The organism is Corynebacterium silvaticum, from assembly GCF_002162115.2.
GTDB classification, from domain to species: domain Bacteria; phylum Actinomycetota; class Actinomycetes; order Mycobacteriales; family Mycobacteriaceae; genus Corynebacterium; species Corynebacterium silvaticum.
Genome location: NZ_CP021417.2, coordinates 25,605 through 45,768, shown reverse-complemented (window position 1 = coordinate 45,768; position 20,164 = coordinate 25,605). Strand labels below are relative to the sequence as shown.

Sequence of the window (20,164 nt, the reverse complement as noted above, 5' to 3'; positions counted from 1 at the left end):
ACAGACATACAAAGGTGCATTATGCCAAAGTCAAAGATCACCCAGAGCTCCGCTCCTTTTGCGTCGAGCTCTACTACCAACCGTACCCCGGTGAAGATCAACTCCACTGGAACCCCCGTGTGGTACAAAACCATCATGTTCGGTCTTATCCTGGCCGGTCTGCTGTGGCTTATCGTCAACTACCTCGCAGGTGAAGACATTGCCTTCATGATGTCTCTTGGCGCGTGGAACTACGGCATCGGCTTTGGCCTGTTTATCGTGGGTCTTCTCATGACCATGGGCTGGCGCTAGCCTCCCCCGCTTAGTCTTTAGGCATATCGCGTGATCGGTTACGCGATATGCCTTTTCTCTTTCACGCATCGTTGGATTGGCGACACAGAAAAGAGAAGAGCCACAGAGTTGTCTCTGTGGCTCTAATTTTTTAAGCGTTAATGCCCGAGCATTCTTATTTCTTAGGAAGCAACTCCTTGAGGTCTTCCACGATCTGCATAGCGCCGGTGGGCCCAAAGCCTAGGAACCATACGTCATCGTTAACCTCATGTGCCTGACCATTCTTTACTGCGCTGAGGTTCTTCCACGCAGCACCATTAACAATGGCGTCTTGGCCAGTGGCATCGGTCTTGCCGTAGCTGCTATAGAAGATCACGCTTCCTTCTGCCTGGTCAATGGTCTCAGGGGAGATCTCGGTAGCCAGCTCGTCAACGTTCTGGTTCTCCGGACGGGTAATTCCTGCGTCTTTAAGAATCACGCCGATAAGAGACTTGTTGGCGTAGAGACGGATGCGCTTAGGCATGAAACGAACAAGTGAGACCGTGGTGTCTGCTGGCACGGAATTCTTGATGCCCTCAACCTTGGCGGTGTACTCGTTCAGCTTTGCTTCTGCTTCTTTTTCCTTGCCTAGAGCCTCGCCGATGAGGAGGAAGTTTTCTTTCCAGGGGAAGCCGGGGCGTATGGAGAAGACGGTCGGTGCGACCTCAGAAAGCTGGGCGTAGATTTTTTCTGCACGCAGTTTGCTGCCCATGATCAGGTCGGGCTGCAAGGCAGCAATCTCTTCTACGTTGATCTCATTGATCGTTCCCACGCTCTTCGCGTCTTTTACTTTGTCTGCAAGGTAGCTTGGAACAGGATTTGCGCCCTTCGTAGTCACCATTCCCACGGGGGTGATCCCCAAGGAAAGAACGCTATCTAGTTCGCCAGTGTCTAGAACGACCACGCGCTTGGGTTGTTCCTTGATCTCGGTCTCACCCAACGCGTGCTTGACGGTGCGAGGGAATTCACCTGGGGCTGCGTCGCTACCAAGCTTTGCAGTTTCCGCGTCAGCCGTGGAAAAGTGTGCGCCACCGGTGGCTACATCGGAGTTTCCTTGTCCGGTGTCCTTGGATTGTTTTTCTTCAGTAGAACATGCTGCCAGCGCAAAGACGAGGGAGACAGAAACAAGAAGAGCCAGCATCACAGCGATGCGACGACTCCATAGGTTCAGAGATTGAGTATCTTTCACATTGTGCAGTTTAGCCTAAACTAATTACTGTAGTTAACATAGAACAATGGTTTCGACCGCCACCTCCAATTCCGACTCACACCGCAGCTTCCCCGCGAAGCATCCGCGCACCACCCAACGGACACGCCGACCCCTGATCGCCGTAGTAGCACTGCTAGTAGCACTGCTAGTAGTACTGCTTGCAGCGTTAAGCGTCGCCAGTGTCATGATCGGCGCGAGACTCATCCCGCTCCCCGAGATCGCCAACGCCATACTCCACCCAGATCCCACTAATGTGGCCTCCACGATTGTGTGGGACAGGCGCATCCCCCGCACCCTCCTTGCCCTTGTTGCTGGCATGTCTCTTGGCCTTGCTGGCACACTCTCGCAAGCGCTCACCCGCAATCCCCTGGCAGACACCGGCGCGCTGGGAATCAATTCGGGCGCAGCCTTTGCCATCGTGGTGGGCATAGCCCTCTTTGGCGCATCTTCCTTGTGGGTGTTCTTAGCACTCGCCCTCGCGGGCGCATGCGCTGCCGCAGTGGTGGTGTACTCAGTGGGCACGCATCGTGCGAAAACGGCAGACCCGGTCCGGTTGGTTCTATCTGGTGTTGCCCTGAGCGCGATTCTTTCCGGAATCGGCGAGGGACTTTCTCTGGTTAACCACCAGGCCTTTGACCGGTTAAAGAGCTGGATGGTGGGAAGCGTGGACGTCGGCACGCTTACGCCTCTAGGCATCGCCGGCGCTGGTCTTGCGTGCGGCATTGTCCTCACGATCACGTGCGCTCATGGGCTTAATGCGCTGGCGCTGGGCGACGCCATGGCCACGTCCATCGGTGCATCCACCGCGCGCATCCGCTTCATTTCTTTTATCGCCATAGTGATCCTCGCGGCCAGTGCTACTGCCACAGCCGGAGTGATTATCTTCCTTGGACTTATGGTTCCCCACGTCGCGCGATGGATCGTGGGACCAGACCTCCCCCGAGTGCTCGTCACGTCTCTCCTTCTCGGGCCACTCGTCCTTGTTGCCGCAGATATTCTGGGCCGCTTGATCGTTCCCGGCGAGTTTCCCGCCGGAGTGGTCGTGTCCTTTATCGGCGCACCCTTCCTAATTGCGTATGCCCAAAGCCGGAAGGGGGAAATGTGATGATCCACCGCCGTTCCTTATACACCGTGTTCGTTCTGGCGTTGTTGCTGGTTCTCTCCGCGGCAGTGGCCGTTTCACTGCCAGGTGCAGGCATCACTACTGCCAAAGTCTGGTCAGTTTTCCAAGGCACTGAATCTGGTCTTGCTCACACCATCGTCTTTTCTTGGCGAACCCCGCGAATCGTCACAGCTCTCTTTGTCGGCGCTGCCTTAGGAATTGCGGGATCGCTATTCCAGGCGCTAACCCGAAATCCGCTGGGTTCTCCCGACATCATTGGCTTTAACACTGGCGCCTACACTGGGGTTATTCTCACCATGATGGCGGGCATGACCGGTTTCACTTCCGTCGCTTTCGGCGCCCTCGTCGGCGGATTAGCCACAGCCCTCGCGGTTATGTTGTTCTCCGTCCGCGTGCGTATCGACGGCCTCCGCATCATCCTGGTCGGCCTTGGCGTTTCCGCAATGCTCTCGGCTTTCAACCGCTGGCTTATCACCCGTGGCGACCTCAACACCGCAATGTCTGCCGCCAGCTGGGGCGCCGGAACCCTCAACGGAATCCGTTGGTCCGTAGCCACCCCTGCCGTCATAGCGCTGGCCATTATCGTGGCACTTGCTCTACTCCTAGGCTCTCGCATTGACATCCTCAACCTCGGCGACGATACCGCCACGGCACTGGGGCTGCCAGTTAACCGCAGCAAGCTTATGTTGCTGATCGTGGGAGTCCTCCTCGTCGCGATCACTACCGCTATCGCCGGACCCATTTCTTTTATCGCGCTGGCCGCTCCGCATATCGCTCAACGCATCACAGCCAGCCCCCGCACTCCTTTATTAGTCTCTGCACTCACAGGGGCGACGCTTCTTCTTATTGCAGACATCATCGCCCAGCGGGTATTCTCCCCCGTTCAGCTTCCCGTGGGACTGGTCACCGTGGTTATCGGCGGCATATATCTACTCACGCTCATCGCCTCAGCTTCTCGACGCGCCTAAGGATTCCCATGCACACACCCGCAACTGCCTCCCCAGATTCCTCCTCCGCAGCCAATACTTCCGCGCTTCGCACAGAAAACGTCACCCTCAGCTGGGATAAGCATGTGGTGAGCACCGACCTCAGCGTCGATATTCCCGCAGGAAAGTTCACGGCAATCATCGGCCCTAACGGATGCGGAAAATCAACATTGCTTAAAAGCTGCGCCCGCATTCTCGCCCCAGACACCGGCTCTCTTTATCTCCACGGGCACGACCTCACCCACCTGCACACCAAGGAGATAGCCAAACAACTCGCACTTCTCCCCCAGAGCACCATCACCCCAGCCGACATCACCGTAGAAGAACTCGTCCGCCGCGGACGATTCCCCCACCACAATTGGCTGCATCAATGGACCAAAGAAGACACTCGGGCCGTCGATGCTGCGCTCAGTGCCGCCAGCGTTAAAGAACTCACTCACAAACGCGTCACTGATTTATCTGGCGGGCAGCGCCAGCGCGTATGGCTTGCCATGGTTCTCGCACAGAACACCCCCACCGTGCTTCTCGACGAACCCACCACCTTCCTGGACATCGCCCACCAGTACCAACTCCTTGAACTAGCACGCTCCCTGACAACCCAGCTCAATCGCACCGTCGTCGCGGTACTTCACGACCTCCAGCAAGCCGTCCGCTACGCCGACCACCTGATTGTTATGAAAAACGGAAGCGTCGTAGCCACAGGATCCCCCAAAGACGTGATCAGCGCAGAGCTCATATCCGAGGTCTTTAACATCACTGTTCGTACCACACTTATCGACGACCAACTCATCGTCATCCCAACCGAATTACCAGTTCCAAACGTCGCAATGATGCAGGACTAGGGCCTCCCCTGTATTACGGGAGGCCCTAGAATGCGATGCCGACTTGGCGGCTACCAGCTCACCACGGATTATCTGCGGCAGTGGCCAAGTGATGGGTATCGGAGTGTTTATCTACCCACGTCTTGATGGCTTTGAAAGAGTTTTCAGTGCCTGCGTGACGGTAGAAGTGGGTCACTTTAAAACCAAAGATCATTCCGTCTACGTGGGCTTTTTCTAGGAGGTCATTGACGCGATCATCCTGGCCTGTAGTGATTGTCCATCCAAAAGTTTTACCGAGTTTTCCTTGGTCGCGAGCTTCGCTGGATTTACGCAGTTGATCGCATGTCTTATTGCCGTCGCCATAGCAATTACCAAACCCTTGGTTGATGTTGTAATACCCATAGTCGGCAATCTTTTGTTTGGTCAGGATCTTGTCTCCTGCTTTTGCAAAATCGTTCAGCACGTCGTGCGTCGGCCCGCTGAGCGCTACTGCCTCGTTATCGCGCAGATCAGAAGTAATTGTCTTCCATCCTGGGCCGCCAACTGTTTTATAGAATCCATACAGCACTCGAACACCTGCTGGCTCAAGGTATTTGCGCGCTAAGTCGCGCAGCGCGTTAATGGAACACACGCTATGAGGGTCTGTGCAGTAATCAGGATTCTTAATATCGAGCCAGGTGAAAGTGATATTTGCTCCCTGCTTCCGCTTTTCAGCGATATGTTTAAAAATCGCCTCTGCAGTAGCTCCTGCGCTGGTGGGAATGCCATCATGGTCCGCCCACCAGCCACCGTGCCATGCCGTGAAGTCAATTTCGAGTGCATTCGCACCAATTGCGACTGCATCGTCTACGCCTTGAGTAGTGAGGACCCTGTGCGCAATCGCATAAACGGGCCGGTTCCCTGTGGAAGCTGCGTCATGTGAAACAGGCGTTGCTACCGCATTTCCTACAGGAAGTAAGATTCCTATAATTATAGATAAGAATAAAACAACTTTTTTCCTCATCGTTCATCCCTCTACATTCGGTGCATAACGGCAAAAAGATGCCACACCATCGTTTGCGGATAGATTTTTCGCGGAAAGATGCTCAAAAAATGGTCACTGACCAGTGTGAACAACCTGCGCTATACCCCCATTGTAAAACTTAAACCACTATAAAATCAATGGTTATTTCCTGTAACTATAGCTCACATAATTTTTAGTAAATTGACAGTCAGTGTAAAAAAGTTGGCTTTTAATAAAAGGAATCAAAATAAGTCGTGAAAGGCTAGCGCTATCAATCAGGCATTATGCATGGACAATAACTGTGTAAAATATGTCAAAATAGCCAAAGTTTTTATACTTAAAGGCCAAAAAGTGTGTCCAATATTGCTGTTTTTAGGCTATGTGTAGCAGATTTAAAGCTGCTAATTATAAATTATGGCTTCACACCCATACGGGCATCACTGCGACATATGCGGCAGTACCTTAAAGAAAAACGGCAAAACATCCGCAGGGAAAACCCGGTACCGATGCAAAGGATGCGGAGCGTCGTCGACAGCAACGCGATCAGGAACGCTGCATCAAAGACAGATGAAAGCCTTCATATCATGGCTCTTAGGCAACTCACGCGATAAAAGCGATGTTTCACGAACCCAGCGCCGCTTAACATCGTGGTGCTGGCAGGTTCCCGTTCCGCAACCATATATGACGGACAAAGCGTGCATATTAGTGATGAATGACGGCACGTTTTTTCACTCGTGGTGCCTCATCGTGGCCTATAACAACACCCATGTGCTGGGATGGCAATGGGTAGACAAAGACAATAAAGCCGCGTGCACACAGGTGTATACCTATTTTCCACGGCCAAGTGCCGTGGTTATCAGTGGAGATGAATCCACTGCTCAGGCGATCCACTCCATATGGCCAGGGGTACCAATACGTCGATGCTTATCGCGCATCAAAGAAAGCGTTTATCGGAAGACGTCACAAGCACCCCACACGCAACCCGCGATAGAGATCAAAAACCTGACCGAGTCCCTTAACTACGTTTACACCCCCGAGCAGGCAAAACTGTGGCTCGATCGCTATAACAGCTGGGAGACTACATGGAAAGAGCTGCTGAAGCACCGCACAGATTCTCCCAACCCTAACCACAATAAAAACAATTGTGGATGGCAGTGGACGCATAAAGAATTGCGATCAATCCGCTTAATGTATAGGACTTTGATCAAAAAAGAAGAGCTCTTCTTTCAGTTCACAGAACCCGCTATCACCATCAGTGACGTAGCTTTGCCCTACCGTACTTCGCATCTAGGAGACGACATCAGCGCGGACATTAAAAATCTCTTCCGCACACACCGCGGCATCACCCACGAACATGCCCGACGCATGGTGGAGTGGTATCTCAATAGTAAAACTGAATTTCCTTTTATACCCGAGCGAATTATCAAACACGACCACTGGGAATAATCGATTCCGCCCTGCAGTATATGCAGAGAAGTGGCCTCTCGTGCTTCTGTGAGAGACCACTTCTTAAAAACCTTACGCAAACAGCGCTTTGGTCTTTTTTAACCAGTCCGAGCGCTCTTGCACCGCAGGCACGTTAATATGCTCCGCCGAGGTGTGCAGATCGGCGCTGCAGTGATGAATCTGAACCCGCGCAGTATCGCGTTTGGTGCCAGAAAGATCACAAGCAGGGATGCGATGAAGCACATCGACGTCCGCAGTAGCACCTAAAAAGAACGGGAACGCTGGCGCGAAAGCCTTCCGCCCTAAATAGGTGCTGAACTTCGGCGCACGTAGCGCGTCACGCAACAGCTCACCATGCGTGTCCGATGCGACTTCGACGATAAATTCAGCTTCTGCCAGGTAGGTCCGCTGGATAATACTTGTCATTCCGCGTCCATCAGGAGTTAAACGAGTTGCCTTAGCACTGGGCCGTTTTCCCGTCGCAAAGATCAGACGCTCACGGAACAGCATCTCCTCTTCATGGGCTGACACCGTTTGAAAATCATCCACGAATTTTCCAGGATGATCCACACGAACCCGAAAGCTAAGACGATTAAGCCAATCGGGCCACTCGTCACGTCGATAGCCACAAGCACCCGCGATGAGACCTACTAATGCAGAATGTGTGGGGATTGGTCCCGTTCGTACAAAGTTTCCCGTTACAGCGGGCCCTGCCCATGACTGCAACGGTCCAGCTAATCGTAGATATACCGAGGTAGTTGTCATACGATCACCAGTTAACGCTGAATCCAGGCAACAACTTCGTCGATAAAGCCATTCTTGTCAGAATACTTAGCACCGGCAAAGAACTCAGATACCTCGGGGTAGGTGCCAGAAACTACCTGGGTTTCCCCAAAGTTATCTGCGTCGAAAGCCCTGGCAGAGTCATACTGACGTTTCAGTTCTTCCACGGTCGGCTTGAGGTAGCCGCCTTCACGAGCATCTGCTTGGACAGGGGACTCAAAATCATAAGCACAACGGTAGGATTGTTCTTCCGCCAAGATCAGGGCGGGCTGGACAAAAGGCGCCGTTGAATGCTGTTTTCCGCGGGAAAGTCCATAAATGATCGCATTTACTAACGCAGCAAGGTTTTCCTTTGCGTCTTCGCGATCCAATCCAGTCCAGCTTTCGCGCAATTGTTCTTTATCAATTGTCACTGTCCGATAGAAAACGCCGGTGGTGTACTGTATACTGTGCCACGCCAAGATAGGTTGCTCCAGTATCGCGATTTCGCTCACGAATATCATCGACCGTGGAGAAATAGTCCGTAGCAATCGTCACGCCGTGAGTTGTCACCGCAGGAGACACACTCAGAGCAGCCTCGGTTCCTTTCTGCGGAGCAGCTGCAAACATGCGACCAAAGGCAGCGATAGCCAGCGAACCTGTCCGGCCGTCCTCGATAAAGTCTTTCTTTTCCGCTTGCTCAACCACGCTCACAGCGGCGGCTTCTAGCTCCTCGGCGCTGAGCCAAATCGAACGATCTGATTCACCTTCAGATTCATTAGCCTCGGCAACCTTTGTCAAGGTACCAATGATCTTCTTCACTGCTTTTTCTAGCGCTTTAGTGTCTGCCTCAGGAGCAAGTACTTTCGCTCTTTCAAGCACGTCGTCCGCGATACGACCTGAACGCACCGAGGTGTCCAAAGAGGCTTCCTCGTATTTAGTACGAATTCCCTTTTTAATGGACTGGGAGCTCAATAGTGCACATGTCACTCCGCCTCGACGAACATTCTTCGGTGTACCAGAATCGTCACGGTTGAGGTTGGAGTAAGGAACAGAAGCAACAACGTGAATAGTGAGATGACGAGACATTATTTTTCTCCTTCGGAAGAGCTTTGTGGATCAGTGTTTTCTTTTTGTTTGGTGCTGTAAAAATCGCGCAGGACACTGAGTCGATGCTTTGTCGACGCGTCTGTAAACCCATTTCCCCAATACCAGAAAAGTTCGACAAACTGATATGGGTTTAATTTGGTAGTCACGTTTTTTCTGTCGGCAAATGCCATGATGCGCCGCAAGAAGAAATCGCTTCTTCCAGATCCTGCGTATGCAGATATTTGATTCGAGACGCCACCATAGAATCGGGTTCTGACTGCCCTTGTTTTCCGTCAAAGGCAACACGGTTCACCCATTGACCTACCGATGAAGCTGTAGCTTTTTCACCACTGGAAACAACATCCGGATACTCGGCCAACGCTGCCATGCAACGTAGCAAAGCAGTTTTTGTGCTCCTGAGTGTTTTTCTCCTAAAAATGGCAGAACATACGAGTAAGCACGGAACTCCGTGTATGTTCCAGACCCGGCGCGAAGTGCCGATCGTTTGGCCCGAAACTCCTTATCTTTCTTTCTCTGAGCAAACTCGGCTACCAAAGGTGTCCATGATTGCTTGGGTCTACTAGTTGTCACTTCTGATCACCTTCATTTGTCTCTGCGATCTTGCTTGCCAAATAAGAATGGATGCGTCGACGCACTTCATAGGCCTGGCTGGGATTCTGCAGCAGATAGGGTTCAAGGACCATATCGAACGCCTTTTGAGCAGTACTAACAGCGTCTTTTTCCAATTCCTTGAGAGTCTTTTTCGCTTGAGCGCGAACTTCTTTCCTTGTCTCATCTCCAGACACTTGTTCTGTGAAATAAAGGATGAATTCCTCATATATTGGTGCGATTTCCCGCCAAAAAGTCGCGTTCATCTTTGGTCGCTCGCTGGCCAAACTATCCAAAACTCTTCGTCCTCTATCGCGGTCGCTCTTGTTCTCGCGCCTAAACGGACTCAACACGATATTTCTCAGCGAGAGAATAAAATCTGCTTTGCCTCGCACTTGTTTCTGCAGCGCTCCGGTGGTGTCAAAGACCCACTGCTGCTTTCGAGCTTTAGAAACCACCGACTCACGGATCATCGCAGAGGAAGCATTGCCACCTATCTGGTGCCTGATGAACAATAATGAGTCTTTTTTAAAATCGACTCTTAATGCGCGACCGCGCACTCTATCAGCTAATGCGGTGGACAAGTCTTCTGCAACCCACTCCACAGCCAGTTCTGTGAGGTCCCGGCTTAAATCAAGGCGCTTTGCTTTTAAAGCTCCACCCTTATCCGGTTGATAGAAGTAGAAAGGATCCTCGGTATTTCTTTGATCCCACCATTCTTTTCTAGCCTCGGGCTTGCTTCCCATCTCAAGGGCATACCATTCTGGAGGAATTCCACCTATGCCCACACCAACTAGAGTTTCTCCGTCCCAACAACATGCTGCAGTATTAGAACTCCACGTCGCACGCCATAAAGGATGCATTTCCCCATTGGGTTTTCTGGATTCGGCACCTGTTCGATCTAACCAAGCAGGCAATCCACCTGGTTCGCACCATTCCAACGGAATGGATTTAAGTAAAGATAGCAGTGGCGTTTGCGTTTGGGCTTCAATGATGAATTCCGTGGCCGTGTTTCCACTGCCAAGGAACCTGATGCCTGGTGATCCGTTGAGGCACTTTGCGCCATCGTATTTCGAGTTTCCAGTAAATGAATACATAGAGAAAACCATCAACGCAACAATCGCGTCTACAGCTTCCAAGGATTCAGGCTTTAGCTTCTCCAAATTCCAATAAATCTGGGATTTTTCACTGGGGGCGGTTGGCGATAATTTCCAAGCAGGATCTTTCCCTGGACCTACATACCGGGCAGTATCCTTCGGATTTTCCCCCTCCAAAAGAGGGCGCTGGAAAAAAAAGATTTTTCCCCTCAGTCAAACTTATTTTTGATCCTAAATCATCAAGTATTTGAGATATAAATTCTGGATCAAACCTCAGTTCAAGGCTAGTTTCCTTCCCCTCCAAAAACGAAGGATCGCGTTGCACTAGCACTGCAGTGAGTGAGGTAAGTAATCGCCAAATCGCCCCATATTCATATCCAGGAATGGAAAGATACAAATGGAGAGATTCTTCATGACTGGAATGAAAAAACTCTTCCACAGTCATGGGCCCCTTATTAGTTTTTATGAATGGAAAGTCTTTAAAAACATTGCTTTTCATGGTCCCCTTCCTTCAACTTTAAGTTCTCAAAACAGTTACCTAAAATTACCTAAAATTTAAAAGTCTGATAAAGTTAGGACAAGGGAGAAGAAGCACCCTACCCCCGCAAAACGCAAGGAATCATTGGCCAAGGTGCTTCTTCCTCATTGAGGCTATACAGAAAGAGGTCTACCATGCCAAACACTATTTTTAGAATAGTGGTCTGCTACCGACACTCCGGTCACTCTCCTCACCGCAACAATGCCTGCATGGCAAAGAGAAAAATTCCATCTCTCTTACACCGGAAAAGAACCCCACTTTAAAGGAGTCTTTCCTTCTCTAGAAGGCTGATCGACACCTAGTAAGAACACAGAAACCAGCCAGGAAAACATCCCCATTGAAGCTTCCACTATCCCAATCCACATAGACAAAATTGCACACAATGAGATTGTGGATTCTCACGTGCAGTGGGTTATCGAGCAGAGGAAACTTTTTCCACAAGCACGGATTGGCATTATCTGTAATACGGTTGGTCGCGCGCAATCCATTGCAGAAGCTCTAGCCCATGAGTCACCGATTGTCTTACATTCTCGTATGACCGCGGGGCATCGTAAAGAAGCAGCAACAAAGTTAGAACAAGCAATCGGCAAAAAAGGAACAGCAAACGCCACCCTTGTTATTGGCACACAGGCAATCGAGGCATCCCTTGATATTGACCTCGATCTGCTCCGAACCGAGCTGTGCCCCGCTCCCTCTCTTATTCAACGCGCAGGAAGATTGTGGCGACGTCTTGATCCACAAAGGGAGGTACGTGCCCCAGGGATGGTGGGGAAAAGCTCACCATTGTAGTGATGGATTCACCTAGTACAGGACAAACTCTCCCCTATCTACGCTCGCAGTTATACAGGGTGGAATCATGGCTCAAACAACGAGACCGGATTGAATTCCCTGCCGATATTCAGGATTTTATTGATGCAACTACGCCTGGGTTGCAAGAGCTCTTCCAAAGAGTGTCATTACCGGAAGATTGTAGTTCTGCCGAAGAACGCGAGACTCTCGCCGATGATTATCTCAACGAGGTTGCCTCTTGGGTCACTAAACAGCGCCAAGCAGGTACATCGCGTATTGATTTTGCAAAACATGGGAAACCACGACAGGTTTTATCCTCTGATTGCGTAGTAGAGGATTTTCTTCAGATCACTTCTGCAAAGGATCTGGAAGAAAGAGCTACTCGACTCATCGACTATCCGACTACTTCGGCGATTCTTTGCGATCCTACGGGGACGATTCCTGGCGCGTGGACGGGTAGTGTGGAAAAGCTTATAGCAATTTCTTCCAAAGACAGCGAGTTTCTCCGTAGGGCACTCCGTGCGTCTATTTCGATACCACGCTCAGATAAATTTCTCCCGATCACCAGCAGGGAGGTCCCGCTATCAGAGGCAAAACCCTGCTCTCTGGTTATTCAGCCGTACGTACACATCCAGCCTGAAGAATATGACCTCCAGAGCGGTTTGAAAGGCCCACAAAAGTGAGTTATTCCAATGAAGCCCTCGCATTTTCTACTATCCCAGCTTCTGAACAAATCAGGCTCGAAGACAGAGTATCTTTTCTGTATCTCGAATATTGCCTAATCAGACAAGACAGAACAGGGGTTATCGCTGTAAGCCGTGGCGACGAAAAAGCCCCTGCCGAGTTGAAAGATCTCCCGATCAAAGCCCGAATCCAACTTCCTGTAGGAGGGCTTGCGGTGCTCATGTTGGGGCCAGGAACTAGCATAAGTCAGCCTGCCGCTACCTCCTGTGCGCGAGCAGGTGTCTCCGTCTTATTTACCGGTGGCGGTGGTGTTCAAGCATATAGTTTGTCCACCCCACTTACGTCCTCTGCACGATGGGCCATCGCACAAGCACGTCTTGCATCAAACGAAGCCAAACAACGGACAGCTGCCCGAATCCTATACAAACGACAACTGGGCATAGAAGAAATAGAAGCAGACTCCATCGCAGTTATGCGTGGCGTTGAAGGCCGGACCATCAGAAACCTATACAAAAGGCTCAGTGCTCAACACAAGATCAAAAATTTTAAGCGCGATACTAACGCCACTGATCCTGTGAACACCAACCTTAACCTGGGGAATTCCATCCTTTACGGATGCGCCGCCTCTGCATGCGCAGCACTAGGAATTAACCCAGCTCTAGGGATCATTCACCGCGGAGATATCCGATCCCTCCTCTTTGACCTCGCCGACCTCTACAAACCAACACTCACAATCCCCGCTGCTTTCAAATGCGCTAACAACGACGACGATGGTTCCGAGTTTAGAAGACTCGTGCGAAGCGAAATCGTGAATCAGGACCTCCTCAAAAACATGATCCACATTATGATGGAGATCCTCACTCCGCATCTCCCCGAGCGTACCGATGACCGCCTCATCGGCGGAAGAAACCACGAAGTCCCAGGGCACACACAATACGGTGGTAAATAAATGTTTGCGGTCATCCAAGGACATAACCTTCCGAACCACCTCAACGGCTACCTCAGTCGTTTCCTTTCCGAAGTGGACGCAGGTCTTTATGTAGGAGTTCTATCCAGAGCTGTCATGGAAAACCTTTGGGAAAAATGCCACTCCGTAGACCTAGCAGGATCTCTTACTCTGATTCACCCGCAATATGATGCTGAGCAAGGGTTCAGAATCCGCACAACAGGAAAACAACGCCGCCCCGTCGTTGATCTTGATGGTCTTTTCCTCTCTGCTCGTGGTCTAATAGAAGATGTGCGTTTTGCTGACCCCCTGGATGAAGCCGATGCAATTATTCCAGACGAAGTTTTGGAGGATTTTTGCTCGGAGAGTGAGTAAAAGCGCAGGTTATTTAGTCTTTTCTCCGCGTATGCGGAGGTAGTTCCATCGCCATCCCTGAACTGGACAATTATATAGTTTGTCCCCGAAAATTCTCCGTTGATAGGAATTTGATATACCGACAAATTTTCAGCGTTGGGGATAGATACAGTTTCCGAGATGTTAATCTCTGAGAGGTTTGCATTGTGTGGAATCAGACCATTAGAGAGTTTTCTAGAAGATTTTGCTCTTCAGCAGAACTTATTTTTGCCCCTACTTGTGTTGTCGCCATCTGTGATGAGGCTGAACATTCAGAGGTTTGGTCTGCATTTCTTGAGCAATTGCAACTGGTTGATTAAGCGATAAAAGGCGCATCCAATTGCGATGACCACTTTGACAGAACTGAAACGTTTTACTTTTTAGTTTCTTTCTTTTTTTTTCAGAGCGTTGCGCAATAAACATAATTACATACACGAACAGCCAAAAAGCGGTAGCTATGACAATAGAGCCGATAAGCCCTGCTGCGATTATTTCAGGAGAGGACTTAAAGGAAAACACCCCTGACAGAATCAATCCGATAAGCGACAATACTTGTATGGCTAAGAAGGCTGTAATGGCTTGTTTTTTGTTCATTGCACGATCCTTTCAGCGTGTAGGCAGGTTTATTTCATTATTCATACGCCATTCCAGATGTTGCGGTGCAAATTCTTAGTTTTTTATATAAAAACTCCTTTAAATTGTGTCTTTATTAACAAACATTAATTATAATACCAAACGGCTCTTGTTTGATTAAAATATATATAAGTCGCATTTCAGACATTCACACTCCAAGTTGTCTCTGCACTTTCAGGTGTATGGTATGACTTTTTAAATTCTAAAAATCTTGAAAGTTCAGCCCTTGAATGTGAAGTCTGCGGCTCAAGTGATTATTGCTGTCACTATGGTGGCGAGGTCCCTTGCTCACGAAAAACAGTGACAATGACAATGATGAAGTCATAGAGCAGGCAACCGACTACCAAGAGTCCATCTAGTGCTACATACCTAGAAATATAGCAATCTAGAAATGTAGCACCCAGGAAAAATACTTGCCTGCTAGGGCACAACCGCTATACGAAATCTATTCAATGAAACGCTCGCTTTTTCTCTGCACGTACGTAGGGGCCGGAAGAAAACTCTAGACGTAATTCTCACAAGATTATGGTCTTCGACCTATCCATAGGTACCAACGCTTGGACACTTATATAAATATATTATTGTGTGTGGAATTGAGAATACGTATCGATAACAAAAAGAAGCAAGCTTCACACAGCACGGTTAAAGAAGAAGACTTATTTAATAATTAGATACGCCGACTAAGCACTATTTTTATTATCTCAATTAATTTTAGTTTTCAAACCATATACAAAGAAAGTCCATCTCCAACAATCCGCTTACCATTCCTGAATTACCAGAATGATCATCAATACCCCCAAAAGTGATCTTACAAATATTAACCACTGACAAATTTATAGATATTGATCAGGAAAGTCACCATAGTTAAGAAGTATATTTTTTATATGTAACACCTATTGCAAACACCTTATTTATATTCACCATCTGCATCTACATAGATAAAAGGTAGTTATTGTTCGCATGTCAACAATGGAGACAAATAGTGGTTATTACACCCGAAGAAGTTATGCGCCTGATAGGCAAAGGCATGACCCAATCCCAGATCGCTAGAGAATATGGGGTTACCCGTCAATACATCTTCATACTTGCCAAGCGGGCTGGCCACGAAGCTGCAGAGCAGGAATATATCAAAAACGATTTACCGTGGACTAATATCGACGAGACACATAAGGACAATACAATCTTTAAAGCTTTGCGTATGCACGCCCGTTATATGGAACGTGGACAAGAGGGTTTGCACGGTTCGAGTTGCGTTAAGCTACTCGGCATGTACCGAAAATTTGTTCGATTCAATCAGGTTATCGACTACGACGAGGCCTATCCACCTGTAGAAGGTTTGTCGAATACAGGCGGGTTTATGTACGTACCGAGGTCTCCAGAAGACGGGAACCTCATTATCAAAATGAAGCCCGGTGTGCGGATCACAAAAAGAGGTGCGCGCATATGGCAACTGTTTCCAGAGAAACAGTAAAAACAACTACATTTTACAAGTAGATAGAGATAAAAAATGACCAACACTTTTACATCCCTCACGGAACGAGGTGAGGGCTGGTGGGTAATCCAGCTTAAAGAAGATCCAGGCTTACTAACCCAAACCCGGCGCCTGGATCAAATTCCAGATATGGTCCGCGATGCATTGGGGCTTTTCCCTGAACTTACCGACGATCCAGAAAATGCCATCGTGACCATCGAGTTCCGTGAAGGAGAAGATATAGCGGATATAGCCAACCAAGCGGTGCAGGCTAATCAAAAGGCAAAACAAGCCCAAAAGGAAGCCTCCCAACTCATGCGACAAGCCGCCGCAGAACTATCCAAAAAGGGCTTGTCTTATAGGGACATCGGCACATTGTTGGGGGTTAGCTTCCAAAGAGCGCAAAAACTCGCAACGGCGTAGCAGCGGCGGGCGGGCGTCGAAAAGCTAGCCCCTTGAGAGAAGAACAAGGGGCCAGATTTCACTTATTTCCGGTGGATCATTCTGAGTTGCGTTTTCTGCGAATAATCATGAGCAATCCCACGCCACCAATTATCAAGAACAGGGCAGGGATAACCAGACCTGCGACGGAAGCTCCAGTACGAGCTAGAAGGTGCTTTGCGGGCGGTTTAGGTGCAGCGTCCGCAGGCTTATTGGAAGCTATCGACGGTGTGGCGGGCGGCGACACAGGCGCAGGAGCATGCGGCGTCACCGTTGTGGTCACCGGTGGTGCAGGCGGAAGCGGTATGGGGATGGGAATATGTATCGGCAATAAAGGATTACGCGGTGCCCGCGTGGGTTCTGTAGTTCTTGGCGATGACGACGGCGCCGACGACGTGGTTGTCGTTGCAGAAGGCTCGGTCGTCTTCGTTGCAGTGGTGGTTGTAGTCGTGGTCTTCGTTGTAGTCTTCGTTGACGTTGTTGTCGACGGCGCATAGGACGAGGTAGTCGTAGGAGGCACAGGAGGGATCTCCGGATCCTCTGGTTCTTCCTGGCAATAAATATTCGTTGCTACTACTTGAACTGCCTGTTCTTCAGGCTGCCTGATGGATATGGTTACGGACTTTCCTTCTTTTTCCTCACCATCTACAGACCACTTCAAAGAATGCTTCTTCTCAGACGCTGCATCAGCATCTTCCTCTTTAATCACACACGAGGCATCTTTATCCAGCTGTTTCTCATGATGCACGTCCCCGTTTGCGAGCTTAATCGTGCCACTCTTCATTTCTTTGCCTTGCGACGTGCACGACCACGCAAAGGAAAATTGTTTCGAGGTATGCTCCCCGGAAACAATTTTTTCAATCGTAAACCCGCCTTTGCTTCCCCGACCCTGGCCACCGGCGCTAGGGAACGTAACGCTACCGCTGATCTTTCTGCCATTTACTTCTGCGGTGTTATAGACAGTAGAACCTAAAGCAGGCTTCTCGGTTGAGATAGTGAGCAAAGAGATGAGCGGGCTGGAGTCAGGGGAAATTCCGTAGGGAAAATCGACGGATATCTGCTGTGGCGTGCAGTTGAGTTTGTAACTATGCCCAGCCAAAAAACCATCATCGTTTTTGATACTGTCTCCAAACCCATGCCTAGTTCCTCCCTGGTCAAAATTTTGAGGATTTATATTTCGATGACGCAGAATCTGGGGAGGGTTCCCTTTTAACAAGGTTGATACATACACCGGAGCATATCCGTCGTTATATTTTCCGTCGCAGGCAAAGCTCCATCCAGCGGGAGCATTATCGGTGACCAAGACTCGCTGCCCGTTTCCCGTTTTTCCGCTCAGCCCTACTGTCCACTGGACTTTATGCACCTTATTCTCGGAATCATATCCCTGATATTCACCAATCTTGGCAGTCTCGTGTGAATCACCTTCCGAGCCTTCCTCGTATCTTCCGTTAAGAGATCCACTACCGCATCCGTTAAAGCTCAGCGACCCATCAAATTTCTTAGGGTTTCCATCAATCCCATCACGGTTCCATTTCACTGAGACAAAGGCTGTTCCGTGCACGTTAAAGTGGGTGTTGGCAAACTGTTCAAGCGTAATCACAAAAGATTTAAGCCTACTGTCCCAACTTCCCCGCGCTACAAGTTCGTTCTCACTATCCCTCAGTAAAATTGATCCGGTGTCCACGCCTTGTAATTGTGGTGGAAGTGTAAAAGTGATTTTGTCGCCCTGCCTAGCGTCAGCTTTTGCCTTCCACGTAAACTGCACTTCAGCGTAGGAACCCGGCCCATAGTAGGTGTTAGCACTCAGGCTAGGGTTTGAATGCTCGTCTTTCCATGCAAGGTCAGACCAATTCCCGCCACTACATACGGATTCAGCACGTGCTAGAGGCTGCCTGGTGGCAAACACCATCAGCGATGAGACGAGTGCGATCACACATGCAACAACGCATAGAAGTTTCCCTGCTCGCTGAGAGCGCGCAGGGAAAGACATATTTTCCATAGTTCTTCACTTCCTGGATAAAATTTATATAAATCTCAGGATCAACAAACCCGGATTGATGCCCAATTTCTTAACAGGGATTACACCTGCATAAATACCAACACATCAAGCGATAATCGCTCCACTTTCCTTAAAATATGCCAATCTAAGAATTTAAAAAACCTTTAAACGGAAGGTGTCTAGTGTGCAACACACGCCTAAAAAACTTTTATACACAAAACACAAGGTTATGGCACTAATAAGGTTTCTCCGCGGCACGCTTCCACCCCAGAAACGCTTCCCAATAAGTGACCAATCCCATCCACAGGTGTGACGCAACACGGGCGTTCCGGGCCCGACCCACCTCCCGCAAACCACGTCGGCGCAACCACTCATGTTTAGCCATAATCCGCATAGCAGCGTTCATCCCCACCCCTTTTTATTCACAAGAACCGTTGCGCCCTAGCCAATCAGACACAATCGGCGATTTGATTTTTATTCGCCACCACAGCGCGTCACCTCCGCAATAACTACAGGATCACAATCGGTCCCATTTTTTTCTTTCCACTGCTATGTGTACAACTGTGCACAAAGTTATCCACAGGCTGTGTATAAAAATGTGCAGAACCCAGCCATAGGATTATCCCCAGAGTTTCTTCACAGCCTGTGGATAACTTTGTGCACTTCTTCCCCACCTGGGGCTTTGTTCGAGAGCTTCTGCAAAAGCGCAGGTTGTTCCCCGTAAAAATTCAGAAATTAGAGAATGACGCGTTGAACAACACTCGTGTAATTATCCACAGTGTGGATAACTCTTGTGGATAATTCACATCCTTGTGAGAACTACGAATTATTCCAAAAATCTGTGTAATTTCAGTGGATAACTCGATCGACACAGGGCTAAATCCCATGATTGTGATTTAAATGAACGCGTGCGTCTCAAAGGCCATGTATAAGAAGACAGATACAAATGCAATCAGACATATTCAGGCACTCGCAGTCCTCCAGGAGAGAAGTGAGGACATAAAAATAGTGCTGTGAAACCGCGTCAACGATTCCACAGCACCATCCCACGTTGTGGGCTACAACAATCTAGTGCCGGCTACCCAGATTCCGATGACCTCGCATACAGCAATCGCGGCCACTATAAGCCATGTAATTACGTGTCCGCGTAGAAAATGACGACGAGTTCTCGGCGTTGCATAAGCTAAAAGTACTCCGGTAACAGAGCGGCTGCGGTGTGCAGACATGAGAGGAAGCGCGACTATAGCGCCAGCAATAAGACCGCCGATGTGTCCCCAGAGAGAAACGTTGTCGGTGATCAATGAGTATCCCACGTTCACGGCAACGAGAATGAGAGGTGCACGAATATCAGTTTTGCGCGTTATTGCTATGGCCACCATGATTGCCATTAACCCGTAGATAGCGCCGGATGCTCCCGCAGTCGGCGAAAGCGGATCCATAATCATGATTGTTAGCGATGCACCTAATCCGCTAATAAAATACGCGGCGCTAAAGAAAGCAAACCCCATAAATTGCTCAACTTCACGGCCCAAAAAGAAAAGTAAAAAGAGGTTGATCGCAAGGTGTGCAGGGCCAATATGCAGGAACATTGAGCCAATTGCGCGCAACATTCCTAGGGGGTCGTGCATCTGCGGAGTGTAGAGAATCCAGTGATCGCCGAGCCACGAGTCATAGAGGTTATCGGTTATCGACCGCGATTGGAAAGCGGTGATCAGGAAAATGATGAGCGTCGATAAGCTAAGTATCACTGTGGCAGGAGCCTGGTTATACGCTGCACGCAATGTTCGTTGGGCGGACATTCTCCCATTTTCGTTG

At 49.4% G+C, this 20,164-nt stretch carries 22 protein-coding genes; 11 read left to right on the top strand and 11 right to left on the bottom strand.

Features of this window, described 5'->3' with window-relative positions; genetic code table 11:
- Nucleotides 1-21 precede the first annotated feature (21 nt).
- Entirely contained in the window at nucleotides 22-291 is a 270-nt protein-coding gene (gene crgA, locus CBE74_RS03635; RefSeq protein WP_087453088.1) for a cell division protein CrgA, read from the top strand.
- Nucleotides 292-445: 154 nt separating this feature from the next.
- Here crgA and CBE74_RS03630 read toward each other — a convergent pair whose 3' ends face one another.
- Nucleotides 446-1,498, bottom strand: a complete 1,053-nt coding sequence (locus tag CBE74_RS03630) for an ABC transporter substrate-binding protein (RefSeq protein WP_087453087.1) — start codon at nucleotides 1,496-1,498, stop codon at nucleotides 446-448.
- Between the two features lie 46 nt (nucleotides 1,499-1,544).
- Between CBE74_RS03630 and CBE74_RS03590 the strand changes: the two genes are divergently transcribed.
- From CBE74_RS03590 to CBE74_RS03510, 3 genes are read left to right on the top strand one after another with little or no spacing between them, the layout of a single operon-like run.
- Nucleotides 1,545-2,624 carry a FecCD family ABC transporter permease gene (locus CBE74_RS03590; RefSeq protein ID WP_087453086.1) on the top strand — a complete coding sequence of 360 codons (1,080 nt, stop codon included), beginning with the start codon at nucleotides 1,545-1,547 and terminating at the stop codon, nucleotides 2,622-2,624.
- Nucleotides 2,624-3,610, top strand: coding sequence for a FecCD family ABC transporter permease (locus tag CBE74_RS03565; protein ID WP_087453085.1), 987 nt, complete (start codon nucleotides 2,624-2,626; stop codon nucleotides 3,608-3,610). Before CBE74_RS03590 ends, CBE74_RS03565 begins: the two co-directional genes overlap by 1 nt.
- A gap of 8 nt (nucleotides 3,611-3,618) precedes the next feature.
- Entirely contained in the window at nucleotides 3,619-4,470 is an 852-nt protein-coding gene (locus tag CBE74_RS03510) for an ABC transporter ATP-binding protein (RefSeq protein ID WP_087453084.1), read from the top strand.
- Nucleotides 4,471-4,528: 58 nt separating this feature from the next.
- Here CBE74_RS03510 and pld read toward each other — a convergent pair whose 3' ends face one another.
- On the bottom strand, nucleotides 4,529-5,452 hold the full coding sequence (gene pld / locus CBE74_RS03470) for a phospholipase D Pld (RefSeq protein ID WP_087453083.1): 924 nt from the start codon (nucleotides 5,450-5,452) through the stop codon (nucleotides 4,529-4,531).
- 414 nt (nucleotides 5,453-5,866) lie between these two features.
- Between pld and CBE74_RS03315 the strand changes: the two genes are divergently transcribed.
- Nucleotides 5,867-6,898, top strand: a complete 1,032-nt coding sequence (locus CBE74_RS03315; RefSeq protein ID WP_087453082.1) for an IS1/IS1595 family N-terminal zinc-binding domain-containing protein — start codon at nucleotides 5,867-5,869, stop codon at nucleotides 6,896-6,898.
- Nucleotides 6,899-6,970: 72 nt separating this feature from the next.
- On the opposite strand, the gene cas5e is transcribed toward CBE74_RS03315, so the two are convergent.
- The 6 genes from cas5e to CBE74_RS02805 all read right to left on the bottom strand — a co-directional run bounded on the left by cas5e (nucleotide 6,971) and on the right by CBE74_RS02805 (nucleotide 10,954).
- The gene (gene cas5e / locus CBE74_RS03245) at nucleotides 6,971-7,663 is read right to left on the bottom strand and encodes a type I-E CRISPR-associated protein Cas5/CasD (RefSeq protein ID WP_087453081.1); all 693 of its coding nucleotides are present in this window, start codon (nucleotides 7,661-7,663) and stop codon (nucleotides 6,971-6,973) included.
- 11 nt (nucleotides 7,664-7,674) lie between these two features.
- The gene (locus tag CBE74_RS03125; RefSeq protein ID WP_241656033.1) at nucleotides 7,675-8,094 is read right to left on the bottom strand and encodes a type I-E CRISPR-associated protein Cas7/Cse4/CasC; all 420 of its coding nucleotides are present in this window, start codon (nucleotides 8,092-8,094) and stop codon (nucleotides 7,675-7,677) included.
- On the bottom strand, nucleotides 8,084-8,749 hold the full coding sequence (locus CBE74_RS03075; RefSeq protein ID WP_259484335.1) for a type I-E CRISPR-associated protein Cas7/Cse4/CasC: 666 nt from the start codon (nucleotides 8,747-8,749) through the stop codon (nucleotides 8,084-8,086). The genes CBE74_RS03125 and CBE74_RS03075 overlap by 11 nt, the downstream gene beginning before the upstream one ends.
- Before the next feature lie 163 nt (nucleotides 8,750-8,912).
- The gene (locus CBE74_RS03035; protein WP_225870212.1) at nucleotides 8,913-9,137 is read right to left on the bottom strand and encodes a hypothetical protein; all 225 of its coding nucleotides are present in this window, start codon (nucleotides 9,135-9,137) and stop codon (nucleotides 8,913-8,915) included.
- 199 nt (nucleotides 9,138-9,336) lie between these two features.
- A complete protein-coding gene (locus tag CBE74_RS02870) occupies nucleotides 9,337-10,497 on the bottom strand; it encodes a type I-E CRISPR-associated protein Cse1/CasA (protein ID WP_263059977.1) in 1,161 nt (386 codons plus the stop codon).
- A gap of 46 nt (nucleotides 10,498-10,543) precedes the next feature.
- Nucleotides 10,544-10,954, bottom strand: a complete 411-nt coding sequence (locus CBE74_RS02805; RefSeq protein ID WP_259493873.1) for a hypothetical protein — start codon at nucleotides 10,952-10,954, stop codon at nucleotides 10,544-10,546.
- Between the two features lie 429 nt (nucleotides 10,955-11,383).
- On the opposite strand from CBE74_RS02805, the gene CBE74_RS02540 reads away from it, so the two are divergent.
- Genes CBE74_RS02540 through cas2e form a run of 4 tightly spaced genes read left to right on the top strand, consistent with a single transcriptional unit; the run spans nucleotide 11,384 to nucleotide 13,787 of the window.
- Nucleotides 11,384-11,782, top strand: coding sequence for a helicase-related protein (locus CBE74_RS02540; RefSeq protein ID WP_225870213.1), 399 nt, complete (start codon nucleotides 11,384-11,386; stop codon nucleotides 11,780-11,782).
- Between the two features lie 2 nt (nucleotides 11,783-11,784).
- The gene (locus CBE74_RS02535; RefSeq protein WP_225870214.1) at nucleotides 11,785-12,465 is read left to right on the top strand and encodes a hypothetical protein; all 681 of its coding nucleotides are present in this window, start codon (nucleotides 11,785-11,787) and stop codon (nucleotides 12,463-12,465) included.
- Nucleotides 12,462-13,415 carry a type I-E CRISPR-associated endonuclease Cas1e gene (gene cas1e / locus CBE74_RS02490; RefSeq protein WP_087453077.1) on the top strand — a complete coding sequence of 318 codons (954 nt, stop codon included), beginning with the start codon at nucleotides 12,462-12,464 and terminating at the stop codon, nucleotides 13,413-13,415. The genes CBE74_RS02535 and cas1e overlap by 4 nt, the downstream gene beginning before the upstream one ends.
- Nucleotides 13,416-13,787, top strand: a complete 372-nt coding sequence (cas2e, locus tag CBE74_RS02335) for a type I-E CRISPR-associated endoribonuclease Cas2e (protein WP_087453076.1) — start codon at nucleotides 13,416-13,418, stop codon at nucleotides 13,785-13,787.
- Between the two features lie 252 nt (nucleotides 13,788-14,039).
- Here the strand turns inward: cas2e and CBE74_RS02330 are convergent, their stop codons facing one another.
- A complete protein-coding gene (locus tag CBE74_RS02330) occupies nucleotides 14,040-14,399 on the bottom strand; it encodes a hypothetical protein (RefSeq protein WP_259484334.1) in 360 nt (119 codons plus the stop codon).
- 1,021 nt (nucleotides 14,400-15,420) lie between these two features.
- Here CBE74_RS02330 and CBE74_RS02100 point away from each other — a divergent pair.
- Entirely contained in the window at nucleotides 15,421-15,909 is a 489-nt protein-coding gene (locus tag CBE74_RS02100; protein WP_087453074.1) for a helix-turn-helix domain-containing protein, read from the top strand.
- A 36-nt stretch (nucleotides 15,910-15,945) separates the two neighbouring features.
- Nucleotides 15,946-16,332: a transcriptional regulator gene (locus tag CBE74_RS01790; RefSeq protein ID WP_087453073.1), complete on the top strand. Its 387-nt coding sequence runs from the start codon at nucleotides 15,946-15,948 to the stop codon at nucleotides 16,330-16,332.
- A gap of 76 nt (nucleotides 16,333-16,408) precedes the next feature.
- On the opposite strand, the gene CBE74_RS01605 is transcribed toward CBE74_RS01790, so the two are convergent.
- On the bottom strand, nucleotides 16,409-18,259 hold the full coding sequence (locus CBE74_RS01605) for an Ig-like domain-containing protein (protein ID WP_233426110.1): 1,851 nt from the start codon (nucleotides 18,257-18,259) through the stop codon (nucleotides 16,409-16,411).
- A 1,148-nt stretch (nucleotides 18,260-19,407) separates the two neighbouring features.
- The gene (locus tag CBE74_RS01600; RefSeq protein WP_087453071.1) at nucleotides 19,408-20,148 is read right to left on the bottom strand and encodes a rhomboid family intramembrane serine protease; all 741 of its coding nucleotides are present in this window, start codon (nucleotides 20,146-20,148) and stop codon (nucleotides 19,408-19,410) included.
- Between the last annotated feature and the right edge of the window lie 16 nt (nucleotides 20,149-20,164).